This window comes from Chitinimonas lacunae (assembly GCF_042650885.1).
GTDB classification, from domain to species: domain Bacteria; phylum Pseudomonadota; class Gammaproteobacteria; order Burkholderiales; family Chitinimonadaceae; genus Chitinimonas_A; species Chitinimonas_A lacunae.
In genome coordinates this window covers 2,362,802-2,379,366 of record NZ_JBHSBU010000001.1, presented here as the reverse complement: position 1 = coordinate 2,379,366, position 16,565 = coordinate 2,362,802, and the positions used below count along the sequence as shown (strand labels likewise).

Annotated in this window: 14 protein-coding genes and 1 tRNA gene; 7 read left to right on the top strand and 8 right to left on the bottom strand. The window is 62.5% G+C overall.

Features of this window, described 5'->3' with window-relative positions:
• Window positions 1–181 precede the first annotated feature (181 nt).
• Window positions 182–1,999, bottom strand: a complete 1,818-nt coding sequence (locus ACFOW7_RS09855) for a M4 family metallopeptidase (RefSeq protein ID WP_378163644.1) — start codon at window positions 1,997–1,999, stop codon at window positions 182–184.
• 1,398 nt (window positions 2,000–3,397) lie between these two features.
• On the opposite strand from ACFOW7_RS09855, the gene ACFOW7_RS09850 reads away from it, so the two are divergent.
• On the top strand, window positions 3,398–4,150 hold the full coding sequence (locus ACFOW7_RS09850) for a LytR/AlgR family response regulator transcription factor (protein ID WP_378163642.1): 753 nt from the start codon (window positions 3,398–3,400) through the stop codon (window positions 4,148–4,150).
• A 127-nt stretch (window positions 4,151–4,277) separates the two neighbouring features.
• On the opposite strand, the gene ACFOW7_RS09845 is transcribed toward ACFOW7_RS09850, so the two are convergent.
• A complete protein-coding gene (locus ACFOW7_RS09845) occupies window positions 4,278–5,831 on the bottom strand; it encodes a hypothetical protein (protein ID WP_378163640.1) in 1,554 nt (517 codons plus the stop codon).
• Between the two features lie 147 nt (window positions 5,832–5,978).
• Here ACFOW7_RS09845 and blaOXA point away from each other — a divergent pair, with 147 nt between their 5' ends.
• On the top strand, window positions 5,979–6,782 hold the full coding sequence (gene blaOXA, locus ACFOW7_RS09840; protein WP_378163638.1) for a class D beta-lactamase: 804 nt from the start codon (window positions 5,979–5,981) through the stop codon (window positions 6,780–6,782).
• Between the two features lie 129 nt (window positions 6,783–6,911).
• Window positions 6,912–7,175, top strand: a complete 264-nt coding sequence (locus ACFOW7_RS09835; RefSeq protein ID WP_378163636.1) for a (2Fe-2S) ferredoxin domain-containing protein — start codon at window positions 6,912–6,914, stop codon at window positions 7,173–7,175.
• Window positions 7,176–7,381: 206 nt separating this feature from the next.
• On the opposite strand, the gene plsY is transcribed toward ACFOW7_RS09835, so the two are convergent.
• Window positions 7,382–7,996 (bottom strand): glycerol-3-phosphate 1-O-acyltransferase PlsY, encoded by a 615-nt coding sequence (plsY, locus tag ACFOW7_RS09830; RefSeq protein ID WP_378163634.1) that lies wholly within the window; start codon window positions 7,994–7,996, stop codon window positions 7,382–7,384.
• A 104-nt stretch (window positions 7,997–8,100) separates the two neighbouring features.
• Here plsY and ACFOW7_RS09825 point away from each other — a divergent pair, with 104 nt between their 5' ends.
• The gene (locus tag ACFOW7_RS09825; protein WP_378163632.1) at window positions 8,101–8,460 is read left to right on the top strand and encodes a dihydroneopterin aldolase; all 360 of its coding nucleotides are present in this window, start codon (window positions 8,101–8,103) and stop codon (window positions 8,458–8,460) included.
• A 101-nt stretch (window positions 8,461–8,561) separates the two neighbouring features.
• On the opposite strand, the gene ACFOW7_RS09820 is transcribed toward ACFOW7_RS09825, so the two are convergent.
• Entirely contained in the window at window positions 8,562–9,296 is a 735-nt protein-coding gene (locus ACFOW7_RS09820; protein ID WP_378163630.1) for a hypothetical protein, read from the bottom strand.
• Between the two features lie 348 nt (window positions 9,297–9,644).
• Between ACFOW7_RS09820 and ACFOW7_RS09815 the strand changes: the two genes are divergently transcribed.
• Window positions 9,645–11,495 (top strand): phosphoenolpyruvate carboxykinase (GTP), encoded by a 1,851-nt coding sequence (locus ACFOW7_RS09815; RefSeq protein ID WP_378163628.1) that lies wholly within the window; start codon window positions 9,645–9,647, stop codon window positions 11,493–11,495.
• A gap of 61 nt (window positions 11,496–11,556) precedes the next feature.
• Here ACFOW7_RS09815 and ACFOW7_RS09810 read toward each other — a convergent pair whose 3' ends face one another.
• The 4 genes from ACFOW7_RS09810 to ACFOW7_RS09795 all read right to left on the bottom strand — a co-directional run bounded on the left by ACFOW7_RS09810 (window position 11,557) and on the right by ACFOW7_RS09795 (window position 14,977).
• Complete coding sequence (locus tag ACFOW7_RS09810) at window positions 11,557–12,054, bottom strand: thioredoxin family protein (RefSeq protein WP_378163625.1); 498 nt, start codon at window positions 12,052–12,054, stop codon at window positions 11,557–11,559.
• Window positions 12,055–12,222: 168 nt separating this feature from the next.
• Window positions 12,223–12,990: a hypothetical protein gene (locus ACFOW7_RS09805; RefSeq protein ID WP_378163623.1), complete on the bottom strand. Its 768-nt coding sequence runs from the start codon at window positions 12,988–12,990 to the stop codon at window positions 12,223–12,225.
• A gap of 36 nt (window positions 12,991–13,026) precedes the next feature.
• Window positions 13,027–14,472, bottom strand: a complete 1,446-nt coding sequence (locus tag ACFOW7_RS09800; RefSeq protein ID WP_378163621.1) for a M48 family metalloprotease — start codon at window positions 14,470–14,472, stop codon at window positions 13,027–13,029.
• A 428-nt stretch (window positions 14,473–14,900) separates the two neighbouring features.
• A tRNA-Arg gene (locus tag ACFOW7_RS09795) sits at window positions 14,901–14,977 on the bottom strand.
• 150 nt (window positions 14,978–15,127) lie between these two features.
• Here ACFOW7_RS09795 and ACFOW7_RS09790 point away from each other — a divergent pair.
• Window positions 15,128–15,889, top strand: a complete 762-nt coding sequence (locus tag ACFOW7_RS09790) for a c-type cytochrome (RefSeq protein WP_378163619.1) — start codon at window positions 15,128–15,130, stop codon at window positions 15,887–15,889.
• Window positions 15,890–16,078: 189 nt separating this feature from the next.
• Window positions 16,079–16,561, top strand: coding sequence for a glutathione peroxidase (locus ACFOW7_RS09785; RefSeq protein WP_378163617.1), 483 nt, complete (start codon window positions 16,079–16,081; stop codon window positions 16,559–16,561).
• The last annotated feature ends 4 nt before the right edge of the window (window positions 16,562–16,565 follow it).

Genomic DNA, 16,565 nt, shown 5'->3' with positions numbered 1-16,565 from the left:
ACCGCACAGATATACATCCCGCCTCAGCGGGCGAAACGGACAGGACGCGCCGGATCTGCCGGCGCGCGCTGCAATGTCCGCCCCGGGAAGCCACCCTCCTCCAGTGCGACAACAGGGCAAAACAGCTTCCCGGGCCGCGCCGGCATCAACCGGCGCGGAAGCGGCGCAATCGCACGGACACTTACTGGTGCTGCCCGACCAGAGTGAGCCCGCTGAAGCTGCGATAAGCACGGATCATGATGTAGTAGGTACCCGTCTTCGGCGTGGGGATGCTGACGGTTTCGTTGTTGCCGTACTTGTACGGACGGTAGTCGTAGGAGGAAGTGGTCGGTGCCGAACCGAACTTCACATAAATATCGGCGTCACCGGTGCCGCCCGAGATCTTGAACGACAGATTCTTGGCGCCGGCCGGAATGGCCATGCTGAAGTTCTTCATCTGACCGGTGGTGGCCGACAGACCGGTGACGGGCACACCGTTCTTCAGCCCTGCACCCGGATCCGGATCATCGGGCCCGCAGCTCACTCCGACATCGGCAAAGGCGCTGACCACATCGGCCTTGGAATAGTTGCGCGCCTCGGCAGCCTTGATCACGCCGCAGGCGCCGTCTTTGAAGTCGCTGTTGGCATTCCAGTGCAGCCGGTTGGCGTCAACGAAGACTTCAAAGGCCTTGCGGGTATTCCACTTCTTGGCCAGCAGATAGAAAGCCTTGTTGAACACCCCGCTCGAGTAGTGCACATCGAGGCCGTTGTAGTACTGGCTGGCGTGGCCGATCGACTTGCCGTCCTTGGGCGGATCATCCATATAGCGCAGCGCGCCGCTGGCCTTGAAGATGTCGTAGCCGACCAGGAAGTCGTTCTTGCCGCGCATGAAGTACTCGGCGGCTTCACCGGCCATATCGGAGAAGGCTTCGTTGATACCGCCCGACTGGCCGCTGTAGACCAGGTCGGAGTTCTGCTCGGTAAAGCCGTGGCTGACCTCGTGGGCAGCCACATCGAGCGCCACCAGCGGATAGAAGCGGCTGGCGCCGTCACCGAAGCTCATCGCCTCGCCATCCCAGAAGGCGTTCTCGTAGTTCTTGCCGTAGTGGACCTTCATATACAGCTTGTGGGTCAGCGGGCTCAGGCCGAACCAGTCCTTGTACATGTTGAACACCACATTGCCGAAGTAGTGGGCATCGTTGAGCGGCGAGCTGGCGCCGTTGATCGAGCGCACGGTATTGCGCGGGCAGGTGAACTGGTGCGGGGTGGTCTTCGAGGTATTGGTGGTGTTGGCCAGATCGACGGTGATCACATTGCCGCTGTCCATCTTGCAGTCGTCGGTGACGAACAGATGGCCATAGTCGGTGCCGTATTCATAGTTGCCGATCTTGCTGTTGCCGCCGGGGCCGGTGGCATCGCGGTGGGCCAGACCTTCCCATTGCTTCAGCACGCTGCCGGTCTTGGCATCGATGATGAAATGCGGCCGGCTTGGGTCTTCGCTCGGGACGAAGAACGACACCAGATAGACCAGCCGGGCGGTTTCCTTGTCGTCCAGCATCACCACCAGGGTGGCCTTGTCGTTGCTGGTCTTGTTGGCCATCAGGCTGGCGCTGCCGAACTTGAGCATCTTGGCCAGATTGAGCGCGTTGGCCTGGCTGAAGACCGGTTTGACCGAGGGCAGGTCATCGCTGATCTTGGTGACCAGACGGCCGCTCAGCTTGCTGGCCATGACCGAGGCGCCGTCGCGCTGTTCGACCACCGATTCGCCCCAGACCGGCACCCCTTCGTGATATTGCTGGTAGCGGGTAACGGTACGTCCGTTGGGCAAGGTCAGGCTGCGCACCGGGCGCAGGTCGTTCGGCGTGGTGCCGAGGCTGGTATGCAGGTCGCCGGCCATCAGGGTGTTGAGCGGGCGGTAGGTCTCCATATCCACCCGTTCGGCGGCGTAGGAAGACAGAGCGGCACCGACCAGTACGGTCAGCGCGAACGGACGGACGATTTGTTTGGAACGCAGCTTCATGTTGCGGGGCTCCTCTTTAGACACGGAACGTGGGGGGTTCCCACGATGGTTGCCGCGTGGCGCAGGACCGGGTTGGCCCCGACGTCGGGTGCGGGCTTACTGTCCTGCCGCCGTTCGACGACAGGATCTTTCGCCACCGGCCGCACAGCGCGGTCGGTGAGCAAGCAGCGACAGGGCGGGTCGTCAGGCAAAGCCGGGCCCTACCGATCGAAGCCAAGGCTTCGCTCGGGCTGGAAACGGCGACTCACGCCATCGACCAGACAGGTGCAGACGGACGGCAAGCCGTCGCAATGCGACCAGTCAGGTCAGAAATGGCAAAGGCCGGCGGCCGACGCTGGAAATCGCCCGGTCAGGGCAGGAAGTAAAACCATGAAGGCGGGTCGTTCCCGCTAGGGGAGGACGCGGCATGACGCCGCAGACCCAGGAGGCGAATCGTGGAGACGGAGATATAACCCCGCCCTTGTGGAGATGGTTTCCCCTGGTAATGCATGTATTTCTCCTCAAAAATCCGTTATCCGGATCAATGATTTCTTATCGGGCCATCCTGGCTTATTGCCGGTTTTAATGGCCGGGTTTTGTGTTTTGATAGATTTACTGCAGATGCAACGAAGGGTGCTGCGATATACGGGGCCGATATAGCCTGGGCTGTGAACGGAACCGTATGTTTATTTCGCTAAGGCAAAAATACGGCAATTCGACGCTGCTGATTGTTTTGCCGGAACCTCGACCATTTCACCTCGGTATTCCACGGGTGGGTAGAGACAGGCGGTTTCGGATCAGGAAGTCGAATTGGCGGATACGGCATCAATCTCGGTTGAGCTGGCTTCCTCCGTGCCTATTTACGATGGTTTTTTAACCATAGTAGAGACTCGCGTAAAAATGCAAACGTTGTCTTAGAAAATTTTCATCGTGAATAGTGTTTTGTATCAATGGTCTGCACGTTTGCGCCAGAAGTCGGGCAAGCTCTGCAATAGCGCATGGCAAGCGCGATGTTGGTGCATTGGCCCTTTATCCGGGCGTTTGAACAATAAGGTGGGATTTTTATCCGGATGAGTTGCATCGATCACGATGTACGTGGTCGATTTGCGACAGCCGTTGATGGTTGGGCTGGAAAATAGGACGGATTATCGGATGAGCCGGCAATTGTTGGCGGAACGCTGCAAAACCGAATAGGAAATTAAATATCGGCGCCGTGGAATCCGGTTGAATTGGTACGGTTATCGTATAAGCGGCCGAGTTTGTCGCAGAGGCGATACAGCGGGGCTTTAGTGAATCACGGCAGGAAAGTCAATTATCGACCGACATGGCGCGTGCCGTTGCGACGGTCGGTGCACTGCACTGGTGCGGTGCGGCCAAGCTGTGGACAATAGCGCCCAGACGATAAAAGGAGAGAAAACCATGCTGACCCGTCCGCGTATCCTGATCGCTGAAGACGAGGCGCCGATGCGGGAGCGCCTGCTGTCCCAGCTCGCTGCCGTCTGGCCCGAGGCCGAGGTGGTGGCCGCCGCCGAGAACGGCAACGATGCCTGGGATGCCTTTCTGGAGCATGAGCCGGCGGTGGCTTTCCTGGATATCCGGATGCCCGGGTTGACCGGGCTTGAGGTGGCGGCCCGGATCGGCGACGGCGCCCATATCGTCTTTGTCACGGCTTACGATCAGTACGCGCTGGAAGCCTTTGAAGCGGGCGCCGCCGATTATCTGCTCAAGCCACTCGAAGCCGAGCGGCTGGCACGCACCGTGGCGCGGCTCAAGAACAAGCTCAGCGAGCCGCCGGCCGATCTGGGCAGCCTGCTCAGCCAGCTCAAGGCCGTGGTGCAGCCGCAGGTCGAGCGGCTCAAGTGGATCAAGGCCACTGTGGGGCGGCAGATCAAATTGATCAATGTCGAGGATGTGCTGTTCTTCCAGTCCGACACCAAATACACCCGGGTGGTGCTGAGCGACTTCGAAGCGCTGATCCGGGTGCCGCTCAAGGATTTATTGGCCGGGCTTGATCCCGACCGGTTCTGGCAGATCCATCGCGGCACGGTGGTGCGGGTCGATGCGATTGTCGCCGCCGAGCGCATCGATGCCGAGCGCTTGCAGGTGACGGTCAAGGGCAGTAACGAAAAGTTGCCGGTAAGCCGCGCCTTTGCCCATCTATTCCGCGTCTGACGCCCGTCAGGCCGCCATCCGGGGCCGCTTCAGCCGGCCCCTTTTCCCTTGGCAGGACAGCCTGTCCGTCTCCATCGGTGAGGCTTGGCAGTCCGGACACGCTGACGCTGAATGGTCCGGCAATGCGCTAGCGGAGGTCATTCGAAGGCTGCTGCAAGGTGGCCATCGCATCCTGAAAGAACACCCGGTCGCTGGCCGGCAAGCCTTTGATTTCCTGCTCCAGCCGCAGCAACACGGCTTCTGCCGCCACAGGGGCCTGCTCGTGCTGGCTGAACCAGGCATGTTCGAAATACAGGCCGCAGCGCTGCAATAGACTGAAGCGGCAGCGGCCGGCGTCGAGGTCGGCCAGCAGGCCGGTGGTGAGCAAGGTCCACGACTCGGGCAGCAGGGTCGCTGCATCGATGCCCGGCCAGTTGCCGCAGCGGCGGGCAACATCGGCGGGACTGAGCGCAGCCCGGTCGAGACCCGTCGGTGCCCCGGCACGGCGGGCAATGCGCAGCAGATAGATGGCGTTCCAGGCCGATTGCTGCCGCACCCCGGCCGCGCGGCACAGCCATTCGCTCAGCACCAGCCAGCGCAAGGCTTCGGCTTCGAGCTGGGCCGGTGCCATCTCCAGCAGGCCGGCGCCGCCAAACAGCCAGCGCGCCATGCCGATATTGGCGGCCACCTGCTGCGCCGCATCGAGCGAGCCGAGTTCAAAGGCCGCAGCGAGCGCGGCGGAGAATTGCGCCAGCGCATGATGGGCACGGCGCCGCCGCAGCGCCAGATCGGGACCTTGACCTGACAATGCGCGGCTGCGCTCGATCAGGGCATCGAGATTGGCCCACTCGAAGCGGACCCTCGGGTGATAGCGCACCACGCTGGCACGCGGCTCGGTCTGGGTCAGGCCATCCAATACGGCCGAGGCGAGGTCGAGGTCGCGTTGGCTATAGGCGCACCAGGCAGTCAGGATCTGCTCCATCGCATCGAGATAGCCATGGTCGGCCGAAGCACCCACCCGTACCGCCCGGCGCAACTGCACCAGCGCCTGCCGGGCACTGCCCAGATCGTCGAGCCGACGCCATACCGCCGCTTCGCCCAGCGCCGCCAGCGCCTGCTGCCAGCCATCGGCCGCCTGTTCGCCGGCCCGCTTGTAGGCAGCCAGTGCTCCACGGCTGCCCTGACTGGTATCGAGCGGGGCGAGCAGCCGGTCTTGCCGCAAATCCTGATGGGCGCTGGCAAGCGCCAGCCAATAGTCGAAATCGTTGAGCGGCGGCTGGTCGGCTGCCGGTGCGCTGACCCCGCCAAGACCCAGGAATTCGGCCAGTTCGTTTCGACTGGCCGGCTGACCTTCCACCCGGCAGTCGATCGCCTGACCGGGCGCCAGCCAGAACGGCCCCTGGCTGCGGCGGTCGAGATTGAGAAAGCGCGGATCGCGCCCTGTCTCCTCGCCCCAGCCGACCCGCACGCCCCAGCGGGCGAAATCACGGAAGGCGCGGCTGATGCACATGCGCAGGCTCTGGGCATCGGTGAACTGCTGGCGCAACTCGGCCAGCCGGACCCAGCCCGGGGCACTGTCGTAGCGCTGGGCATAGACCAGCCGCACCAGCAGCCAGAGCGATTGATAGGGAGCGCGCCGTCCGGCCACGCTTTGCGGAGCGGCCAGTTCGACCGTCAGTGGAGTGTGCAGGGAATCATTCATGCGACCGCGATTGTGCCTGCCAATGACGCCTGGCAGAAATAGCGTGACAGGGGTTACAGCCGCGACCGGCGAGGCAGCTGCCCGGCTGTCCGGGACCGTGGACCCGCCCTAGCATTGGCGCCGTCTTCAACCACTGGAGTTTTTGCCATGTCATTGCTGCGTGCCTTGCTGGGCGTTCTGCTGATCGGTGCTTGCCAGGCTGCCGAAACCCGCGTCGAGACTTCGCTGAACCGACATTTCCGCGCCGCCGGCATCGAGGGCGTGTTTGTGCTCTACGAAGCAGAGAGCGACCGCTATACCGTGTCCGACCCGGTACGCGCCAAGGAGCGCTTTGTGCCGGCTTCCACCTACAAGATTCCCAACAGCCTGATCGCACTGGAAACCGGGGCGGTGAAAAGTGTGGATGAAGTGCTGCCCTATGCCGGCGCCAACGTCACGTTCAAGCTGCCCGAATGGGAGCGCGATATGAATCTGCGCGAGGCGATGAAAATGTCCAATGTGCCTATCTATCAGAACGTGGCCCGCCGCATTGGGCAGGCACGGATGCAGCAATGGGTGACTCGGATCGCTTACGGCAACGCCGATATCGGCCAGCAGATCGACCGTTTCTGGCTCGACGGCCCGCTGAAGATCTCGGCACTCGAACAGGCGAATTTCACCACGCGACTCGGCCGCTTCGAACTGCCGTTTTCGACCGGCACGGTCAAGGCCGTGCGCGAGATCATCCAGATTGACCGCGAGCCGAACTACGGCCTGTTCGCCAAGACCGGCTGGTCGGGCGAAGTCGGCTGGTGGGCCGGCTGGGTCGAGCAAAACGGCCGTGTCTATGGCTTTGCCCTCAATGCCGACATCAGCAAGACGGAGGATCTACCCAAGCGACTGGCGGTGGCGCGCGCCTGTCTGGCCCAGCTTGGCTTGCTGGGCGGCACGGTAGAGAAGAAGGGCAAATAGTAAAATTATCTGCAAATAATCTGCTAGATATATCTGGGTATATATAGAAATATAATTGATATTGCCAAGGCGCTACAGAATTCTCCGTAGCGCCTTTTCCCATCATGGTGACGGCGTAGAATCGTTCCAATGAAAACCGTGATGGTATGCGTCAAACGACGGGGCAAAAGCCACCGTAGTTGCGGCGTCTGCGGCGAAGGGCTGGCCGAGGCGCTGGAGCGCCTGCTGGCCGAACGCGGCGTCGCGGCACAGGTGATGCGCTCGACCTGTCTTGGCCGCTGCGAGCTGGGGCCCAATCTGCGACTGGTCGGCGGACGGTTTTTCTATGGAATGAGCGAAGAAGCCTTGCCAGCCGTGGTCGAGGCGGTCGCGGCGGACAACGGAAATCAATAAGGGAGAGCGTGACTCTCCCTTATTGATTAACTGATCAGGGCATTTCCCCTTGAATCGGCGTTCGCTTGATCGGTCTGAACCTGATGCGGGGTGTCCGGACCCGCTGACGCCGAGTTTTTCGGAAATGCTTTACAGGCGTTTTCCTGGCGTCCAGCCCGGACGGTCCGGAAAACCGCCCAGCCAGGGTTTTCGGATCGGCCGACGTTTTACCCTTCTTCGCCAGCCGTCTTGGCTTTCTCGCCGATCTTGCTTTCGCGGCCGGCGATCAGATTGAGCAGATTCTGTTTATGCCGCTGCAACAGCAGGGCGGCGATCGCCAGCACGGCACCGAACAGGGCCGGATGACCCGGCAACAGCCACCAGCAGGCGATTGGCGCGGCGACTGCGGCAGTCAGGGCGGCCAGCGAGGAGATACGGAACAGCGCCGCCATCAGCAGCCACACTCCCAGCGCAATCAGGCCGACCCGCCAATCGAGCGTCAGCAGCACCCCAGCGGCAGTGGCCACGCCCTTGCCGCCGACAAAGGAAAAGAACACCGGCCACATATGACCGACCGTGACGGCGATGGCGACGGCGGCCAGCCACGGTTCCTCAAGATTCAGCAGACGGGCGACCGCCACCGCCACCACGCCTTTGAGGGCGTCGCCCACCAGGGTCAGCAGGGCCGCGAGCTTGCGTCCCGAGCGCAGCACATTGGTCGCGCCGGGATTGCCCGAACCATAGTCGCGCGGATCAGCCAGACCCATGGTGCGGCTGACGATCACGGCAAAACTCAACGAACCTAGCAGGTAGGCGGCCAATACGAGCAAGGGGGGCAGCATTGCTTCTCCTTGGCGGGTGCCGGCGGCACACGCTCTTGTTACAATCGCAGGCTTCGGATTCTAAGGCAGACCCCGGCCTACGTCAGCCGGCGTATGCGACAGCTATGGACATCATTTATCTGCACGGCGTCAAGGCCAAGACCTTGATCGGGGTTTACGACTGGGAGCGGGTCGCGCCTCAGGTGGTCGAGGTGGACCTGGAGATCGGCATCCCCAGCCCGCGCGCCTGCCACTCCGACCAACTGGTCGATACCATCGATTACGCCAAGGTCGTCGATCGGCTGCGCGCCGAACTGGCCGAACAGCATTTCCTGCTGCTCGAAGCGCTGGCCGAGCATCTGGCCCAGGACATCATGGGTGCTTTTGGCGCACCGTGGATCAAGGTATCGGTGACCAAGCTCGGCATTCTGCACGAGGTCGGCCGGGTTGGCGTCACCGTGGAGCGCGGCCATCGCGGCGGTTGAACCGATCTCCGCCTATCAGAAAAAAATAGGAAAAGCCCGTTCAAGACGGGCTTTTGCTTTTAGGTGTTTTGGAAATTTTCATTTGGAAATTTTTATATGGGCTAGCGTTGACTGCGACGTGCCTGGTCGAGGCGGGAGCGTAGCGGGTCGAAGGCTTCACTGACCGGCAGCCCCGCCACCGGTACGGCAGCGGGACGCTCGAGGCCCAGGCCGATCAATTCCTGCGCCAGCGCATCGGCCAGACAAAGCTGGCGCCAGCTCAAGCCGCGTGCCTCTTCGATGGCGATATGGTCCTGCCGGCACGACAGCGCCAGGGGTGGAGTCAGGTGGAATTCAGGATGGCTGGCCACTGCCTGGGCCAGCCGTGCCGGCCCCAGTCGGGCCAGCGCGCGTTGATGGGCGGTCAGGGTGGCGGCGCCGCGTACCAGCGCGTAGCCAGCAAGCAGACGGACGATCTGGCGCTGTAGTGCAGTGCGTCGTGTCAGCAGAGTCTGGACTAGGGGGCCGCGTGCATCCTGGCCACAATCTATCCGGCCGGCCGGGGCACTCAGCCGCAGAGGAGGATCGAGCGCCACGCCGCCCAGGCGGCAAGCGTTGCCGAGATTGCGGCAAAGCGGCGGCAGACTGGCCTGGAGCTGGGCGGCGACTTCATCGAGATCGAGCCGGCCCTGGCCATCGGGCAGGGTGCCCCATAGACCGAAATCGGCCGGACCCGGCTCCAGGGCCGGATCGCCCTCGGCAGCCTCACTCAAGGCCAGCGCCAGCATGGCTTCGAAACCATCGCTGGGTGCGGCGTCAGGGCTGCTGGGCAGGGGAAGGGAGAAGGCAGGCTCCATAATCGGCCAAGCCCAAGCAAGGCCTGTACCGAGCGGGAGAATCTAGTCGTGGCGGAGGTACTACGAAAAAGCCGGCCGAGCCATAGTGACTTTGCCGGGCGATTGTCTGGGCTCGGTGGGGCAAGTATCTGAATATGCGTGGATAAATGCAGGGATATGTAGATCCTGTAGGAAAATTTCAGCGGCATAAGCAGTCGAGGCCGTGTAATATTGCGCCATTCGACTACATCGCACGCCGCCCGCCATTGCTGGCGGCGTGCCGGTTTCTGTGGAGGCATGGCCGGTTCTCCGAGTGCTGTCGTTCGTCAGCCCTGGGACAACCGCCTATGTTCCAGTTGGAGATTCGCTATGCTGACGGCCGTCTCGGCACCCCCTGCCGAATTCACCGCCCCCGACTACGTTAAGCACGAGGGCCTGATAGCCTGGGTGCGCCGCATGGTTGCCCTCTGCCAGCCCGACGCCATCTACTGGTGCGATGGCTCCGAGGCCGAATACGACGCACTGTGCCGCCAGATGGTCGAGCGCGGCACCCTGCTCCGCCTCAATCCCGCAAAACGCCCCAACAGCTTCCTGGCCCGCTCCGACGCCTCCGACGTCGCCCGGGTCGAAGACCGTACCTTTATCTGTAGCGACGATCCCGAAGACGCCGGCCCGACCAATAACTGGACCGACCCGGCCGAGATGCGTCAGACGCTCGACGGCCTGTTCCAGGGCTGCATGAAGGGCCGCACCATGTATGTGGTGCCGTTCAGCATGGGGCCGCTCGGCAGCCCGATCGCCCATATCGGCATCGAATTGAGCGATTCGCCCTATGTGGCCGTATCGATGCGCACCATGACCCGGATGGGCCGTGCCGTATTCGATGTGCTGGGCAGCGACGGCGATTTCGTGCCGTGCGTCCACACCGTCGGCATGCCGCTCGCCGAAGGCCAGCAGGATGTGGCCTGGCCGTGCAACCCCAATACCAAATACATCGTCCATTTCCCCGCCACGCGCGAAATCTGGTCCTATGGCTCGGGCTACGGCGGCAACGCTCTGCTCGGCAAGAAGTGCTTTGCGCTGCGGATCGCCTCGACCATGGGCCGCGACCAGGGCTGGCTGGCCGAACATATGCTGATCCTGGGCGTCGAGTCGCCCGAAGGCCGCAAGCACTATGTCGCGGCAGCCTTCCCGTCGGCCTGCGGCAAGACCAACTTCGCCATGTTGATTCCGCCGACCAGCCATCGGGGCTGGAAGGTCACCACCATCGGCGACGATATCGCCTGGATCAAACCGGGCGCCGATGGCCGGCTCTACGCGATCAACCCCGAAGCCGGCTATTTCGGGGTGGCGCCTGGCACGTCCGAGCAGTCCAATCCCAATGCGATGGCCACGCTCAAGGAAAACTGCATTTTCACCAATGTCGCGCTCACCGATGATGGCGATGTCTGGTGGGAAGGCATGACCAAGGAAGCCCCGGCCCATCTGATCGACTGGCAAGGTCAGGACTGGACACCCGATTGCGGCCGCAAGGCGGCGCATCCCAATGCCCGCTTCACCGCCCCGGCCACCCAGTGCCCTTCGCTTGACCGCGACTGGAACGAGCCGGCCGGCGTGCCGATCTCGGCCTTTATCTTCGGTGGTCGCCGCAGCCATGCCGTGCCGCTGGTGTTCGAAGCGCGTGACTGGAATGCCGGCGTGTATATGGCCGCCACCATGGGCTCGGAAACCACTGCCGCCGCCATGGGCAAGACCGGCGAAACCCGGCGCGACCCGTTTGCCATGGTGCCGTTCTGCGGCTACCACATGGGCGACTACTTCCGCCATTGGCTCCAGCTCGGCCATGCCCAGTCGCAGCGGCCGCGCATCTTCGGCGTCAACTGGTTCCGCGTTGACGAAAACGGCAAATTCATCTGGCCGGGCTTTGGCGAAAACATGCGGGTGCTTGAATGGATCGTGCGCCGCTGCGAGAACCAGGCCGGTGCCGTGGAAGGCCCGCTTGGCTATATGCCGTCCTATGCCGACCTCGACTGGCGCGGTCTCGAGCGTGTCACGCCCGAGGTTTATGCCCAGCTCACCTCGCTTGACCAGGCGGTGTGGGAGAAGGAACTCCATGAACACGGCCAGTTGTTCGACAAGCTGAAGAGCCGTCTGCCCGAAGCGCTCGAACGAGAGCGCGAGGCGCTGGGCGAGCGTCTGCTTGGCACCGTGCCGGCCTGAAGTCAGGCCCTGCAATAAAAAACCGGCGGTAGATACCGCCGGTTTTTTTACGTCCTGCCGCTTACGAAGCCTTCTTGCCGGCTTGCTCCTTCAACATCGAGGTCACCGCGTCGAGTCCCTTGACGCGGATATTGCTCAGTTCCATCCCGTCGAGTTTGGTCTGCACGCTGCCGTCGCTATTGAGGATCACCATGGCCGGAATCCCCTTGGCCTGCGGATTGCCGTAGACCTCGGCCAGATCCTGGTTGCGGTCGCGCCGGCCCAGATTGACCTTGACCACCTGGTAATGGCTGGCCACCACCTTGGCCGTTTCACCCTGATCGAAGTCGCGCACCAGGCCACGGCAGTAGGGGCACCAGTTGGCGCCGAACACCAGCATGACCTTCTTGCCTTCCTTCTGTGCGGCGACCAGGGCATTGCGGATATCTGCCTTGGCATCGGCCTCTTCATTGAACGGACTGGGTTTGCCGCTTTCCAGCGGGGCACGCAGATCGGCAGCATCGGCAGCAAAGGCGGGCAGTGCCAGGCCAAGCAGCAGGGCGGCGAACAGGGAACGCATGGTTTCTCCTCGGAAAATGGATAGGATCGAGCACAGCACAGGCCAACAGCCCGAGCCGTGGCCGGAGCATGTTATTCGATCCGTAGCCAAGTGTCCGAATGGAAAATATTATGCAATAAGATTGCAAATCTCAGTGCTGGGTTTATTAAATAAATAAAATATTAAGACTCAGCGGAACTGATAGCGCACGCTGGCGCTGAGATCGATGCCGGGGTCGTTGCTCGACAGATCGCGGCTGGCATTGAGCGATAGGCGCCAGTCTCGGTCGAGCCGGAAATTGGCCAGGAGATTGAGACTGCGCACCGTATCGCCGCCAAGCGGGCCTGCCTGGGTATAGGCATAGTCAAGGCCGACGCTGGCGCTGTCACCGGCCTGGAAACCCAGATACAGATCACCGAACCAGACATCGCGCCCGGCGAGGCTGCCACGGCGACCGAGCCAACTGCGGCCGGCGGTGATACCGGTATTGAAATAGCCAAAGCCACGGCTCAAGGTGGCCGATAGCGACCAGTCGGGCCGACCGGGCAGCAGGCTGCGTTCGTCGTCGGCAGGACTGAGCCGCAGGCCGCTGCGCAGATCGAGCATCGGCGCATCGTCGCCCTCGCCCAATAGCCAACTGCGGGTCAGGCCGAGATGGAGGCTGTCCCAGCCGGCAGCCGAGTTGCGGACCTTATTGCCGGGAGGCGGCCCGGGCAGACGGATCGGTCGGCCGCGCAGCAGCAGATAGCCCGGCCCCGCTCCCTGCCCGTCGAGCGCGCTGCGTTCGCGTTGGCGGGCCAGATAGGCGTCGAAGTTCCAGTCGGCGGCCTGGTAATCGAAGCTGATCGGTAAACGGCTCTCCGGCAGTTCGACCCGGCCGGGGTCGGTAGGCGGCAGGCCCGCCGCCTGAGCGAGGCCGGCGGCGGCAAGGGCCAGGGCGATGCGGACTCGATTCATGGCGGGCTCCTGACGGGACGATCCAGTGAGCTTTGATTATTGGCCAGCTTGCGTTTTTTTGCGCTGCTCCGGGTCCTGCTGAGCACGTAATTCTTTGATGCGGGCTTCAAGCGCCGCCGTCTGGTAGAAATCGCTGCTGCTGCGTAGGGCAATCCGCAACTGTTCGATGGCGGCCCCGGTCTCGTCGATGGCGGCGTAGTACTCGGCCATCGCTTTGTGGGCCTGCAAGGGTTGACTGCGTTGGGTATGGGCTTCGGCCAGCCGCTTGTACAGCAAGGCGTCGCCACGCCGTTCCTGCTGGGTGCGTTCGATCAGGGCCACTGCTTCGGCGGTCTCGCCCTGGCGCAGCAACAGGTCGATCTCGCCATGCAGCAGCCCGGGCGCCGAGGGAAAGCGGTTGCGGCTCTCGCCAAGCAGGGTCCGCGCATCGGCAAAGCGGCCCTGCTCAAGCCGGATCCGCGCGGCAAGCCCGGCCAGCATCGGATGATCGCGACCATGGCGACGACGTGCCTCGGCCAGGCGGTTCCAGGCTTCGTCATAGCGACCGATCAGAAACAGCGCGTGGGCATAGCCATAGGACTGGGCCGCCGCATCGGCGTATTTGCGCTCGGCCGTGGTGCCGCTGTAGTAGTTGAGTGCAGCGGGGCCGCCCATCTGCAGGCCGCGCAGCTTTTCCCGGGTAAACAGATAGTCGGGACTGTCGGGCAGCAGGCGGTAGGGCTGTTTTTCGGCGCGGGCCTGGCTGTCGGACAGCCGCTCGGCCGTCACCGGGTGGGTGCGCAGAAAAGCGAAAGCGCCATTATCGACATTGCGGTAATGGCGCTGCATCCGGTCAAAGAAGGTGGGCATGGCGCGGCTGTCGTAGCCGGCCCGCTGTAGCGTATCGATACCGACCCGGTCGGCCTCGCGCTCGAAGTCGCGCGAGAAATCGAGATAGCGCTGGATCATGGCATTTTGCGAGGCGATCAACGAAGCCGGCAGCGCCTCGCTATTGCTGCGCGAAGCCAGGATCGCCACCGCCAGCGCACCCAGCGTCATGAAACTGTTGCCTTTTTGCGATTCGAGCAGCCGGGCATAGTGGTGCTGGGTGACGTGGGCGATTTCATGGCTCAGCACTGCAGCGAGTTCGGATTCGTGCTGGGTCAGCAGGACCAGGCCGCTATTGATGCCGATCACACCGCCTGGCACGGCCCAGGCATTGATTTCGGGAGAGAGCAGCGGATAGAAGCGGAACGGCACCCGACTGTCCTGGCTGTGGGACACGAGCTTATAGCCAAGCCGGGACAGAAAATCGGTGACCTCGATATCGTCGATCACCTCGCCTGAGCGACGCAGCTCGCGCGCCGTCATTTCGGCGATCTTGCGTTCTTCGTGGGGAGGCAGCCCAGCTTGCGACGAGTCGCCCAGATCAGGCAATTCGACCGCGCCGGGCGACTGTACCAGCAACAAGGCTAGCGCAAGGAGGGAGAGGGTGCGTGTCATCCCGCTATGATAGGGCTGCCCCGCTTACGGTTCCATGGGCAAGGTGTAAGCAGATGTATCGGACGGGCTGAGGGTTTTTGGCCAGAAGGCGGCTAGCCGCTGTCTGTCCGGTGCAGACCGAGTCGGATCGGCCTCAACAGTTCTGCATCCAGTGGTTTGCCATGGAGCGCGCGGATCAGCTTCGCCCTGCACTCGATCGTATACTCAGCCATTTATATATTTTGAAGGGATGGCTTCCGCAAACCCTCTTATGCTCTGGCCGACTGGAATATTCCGATCAACAGGGCAAGAAGTGCTTATAGCGCAGCAGCCGGGATATTGCTCGGGAGCGATCGGCAGAAAAAGAATGGATACGACGTGATAATCGATCGCAACAGGGCGATGTCGTCGAAATCAAGGGGGAGAGAACTGCATAACGACTGGGAAGGTGGCGCGCCCGGCTGGAATCGAACCAGCGACCTTCAGCTTCGGAAACTGACACTCTATCCAACTGAGCTACGGGCGCTGCGGCAAAGAGGGCGCAAGAATAGCCAAGATTTCCCACTGTGTCTACACCTGCGCGCGGCGTGTTTTGTGCCGGGACGCAATCCCGCTATAATCGCGGGGTTTATTTCCGACCGCAAACCGACTAACCGAAGCGCAAAGGATGGGTAGCATGAGCGAAGCGAACGCCGACAACCCGATGACGGCCAAACAGTTGATCGGGGTGGTCCTCGCCGCGATCGTGGGTATTCCCGTATTGATCTTCCTGCTGGTCAAGCTGTTCACCAGCGGACTGCCGGTCAACCCGGGCAGCCCGACCATGACCAACGAAGCCGTCGTGTCGCGGATCCAGCCGATCGGCTACGCCAAACTCGACGAATCCGGCCCGCCCGGCAGCCGCAACGGCAAGGCGGTCTTTGAAAGCGTCTGTATGTCCTGCCACGGCACTGGCCTGGCCGGCGCGCCCAAGCAGGGCGATGCTGCCGCCTGGGGACCGCGTATCAGCAAGGGCTTTGCCACCCTGGTCGAACATGCCGTCAAAGGTTTCAATGCCATGCCGGCCAAGGGCGGTGCGGCTGACCTGACCGATGATGAAGTCGCCCGTGCCGTGGCCTATATGGGTAATGCCGCTGGTGCCAAGTTCACCGAACCGGCCGTGCAAGGCGCTGGCGCCAGCACCGCCGCCGTCGATCCGGCAGTCAAGGGCAAGGAAGTCTACGACTCGGTCTGCATGGCCTGCCATGCCAGTGGCACTGCCGGTGCACCGAAGCTCGGCGATAAGGCTGCCTGGGCGCCGCGTACCAAGGGTGGCCTCGATGCCCTGGTCGAGAGCGCTGCCAAGGGCAAGGGCGCGATGCCGCCCAAGGGTGGCTACAGCGGCTCCGACGAGGAATTCCGTGCAGCCGTCACCTATATCGTGAATGCCTCCAAATAAGCGGCCACGCTAGACAAGTGGAAGCCAGACAACGGCACGCCCTGCGCGTGCCGTTTCTTTTTTGCGACAGCGAGAGGCCCCTGCTGTTTCGATCAGCGGGCGGTCGCTGGCCGGTTTGCGGCTATACTCGATGAGCTTTGCCGCCTAGTGCGGCGCGTCTTTCCAGAACAGCATCCCGAGGAGAAACCGATGGCCGAGTCGATCTACGAATTCAATGTCACCCGCCTCGATGGCAGTGTCGAAAATCTGGGCGACTACCGTGGCAAAGTGTTGCTGATCGTCAATACCGCCAGCGAATGCGGCTTTACGCCGCAATACCAGGGTTTGCAGTCGCTTCATACCCGTTATGCCGAGCGTGGCCTGGCGGTGCTCGGTTTTCCGTGCAATCAGTTCGGCAGCCAGGAACCGGGCGATTCGGCCCAGATCGCCGACTTCTGCCAGAAGAACTACGGGGTCGAATTCCCGATGTTCGCCAAGGTCGAGGTCAACGGCGACGATGCCCACCCGCTGTTCCGTTTCCTCAAGTCGGCCGCGCCGGGTGCGCTGGGCACCGAATTCATTAAATGGAACTTCACCAAGTTCCTGATCGATCGCGACGGCCGGGTGGTCGATCGTTTTGCCCCGACCACCAAGCCCGAAGAACTGACGAACCAGATCGAGGCGCTGCTGTAAAGGC

What these genes read in the sequence shown, in the direction of transcription:
- ACFOW7_RS09825 (WP_378163632.1), top strand. Translation starts at nt 8,101, where the DNA reads ATGGACATCATTTATCTGCACGGCGTCAAGGCCAAGACCTTGATCGGG.
- ACFOW7_RS09800 (WP_378163621.1), bottom strand. Translation starts at nt 14,472, where the DNA reads ATGACACGCACCCTCTCCCTCCTTGCGCTAGCCTTGTTGCTGGTACAG.
- plsY (WP_378163634.1), bottom strand. Translation starts at nt 7,996, where the DNA reads ATGCTGCCCCCCTTGCTCGTATTGGCCGCCTACCTGCTAGGTTCGTTG.
- ACFOW7_RS09850 (WP_378163642.1), top strand. Translation starts at nt 3,398, where the DNA reads ATGCTGACCCGTCCGCGTATCCTGATCGCTGAAGACGAGGCGCCGATG.
- blaOXA (WP_378163638.1), top strand. Translation starts at nt 5,979, where the DNA reads ATGTCATTGCTGCGTGCCTTGCTGGGCGTTCTGCTGATCGGTGCTTGC.
- ACFOW7_RS09790 (WP_378163619.1), top strand. Translation starts at nt 15,128, where the DNA reads ATGAGCGAAGCGAACGCCGACAACCCGATGACGGCCAAACAGTTGATC.
- ACFOW7_RS09785 (WP_378163617.1), top strand. Translation starts at nt 16,079, where the DNA reads ATGGCCGAGTCGATCTACGAATTCAATGTCACCCGCCTCGATGGCAGT.
- ACFOW7_RS09820 (WP_378163630.1), bottom strand. Translation starts at nt 9,296, where the DNA reads ATGGAGCCTGCCTTCTCCCTTCCCCTGCCCAGCAGCCCTGACGCCGCA.
- ACFOW7_RS09810 (WP_378163625.1), bottom strand. Translation starts at nt 12,054, where the DNA reads ATGCGTTCCCTGTTCGCCGCCCTGCTGCTTGGCCTGGCACTGCCCGCC.
- ACFOW7_RS09815 (WP_378163628.1), top strand. Translation starts at nt 9,645, where the DNA reads ATGCTGACGGCCGTCTCGGCACCCCCTGCCGAATTCACCGCCCCCGAC.
- ACFOW7_RS09805 (WP_378163623.1), bottom strand. Translation starts at nt 12,990, where the DNA reads ATGAATCGAGTCCGCATCGCCCTGGCCCTTGCCGCCGCCGGCCTCGCT.
- ACFOW7_RS09855 (WP_378163644.1), bottom strand. Translation starts at nt 1,999, where the DNA reads ATGAAGCTGCGTTCCAAACAAATCGTCCGTCCGTTCGCGCTGACCGTA.
- ACFOW7_RS09835 (WP_378163636.1), top strand. Translation starts at nt 6,912, where the DNA reads ATGAAAACCGTGATGGTATGCGTCAAACGACGGGGCAAAAGCCACCGT.
- ACFOW7_RS09845 (WP_378163640.1), bottom strand. Translation starts at nt 5,831, where the DNA reads ATGAATGATTCCCTGCACACTCCACTGACGGTCGAACTGGCCGCTCCG.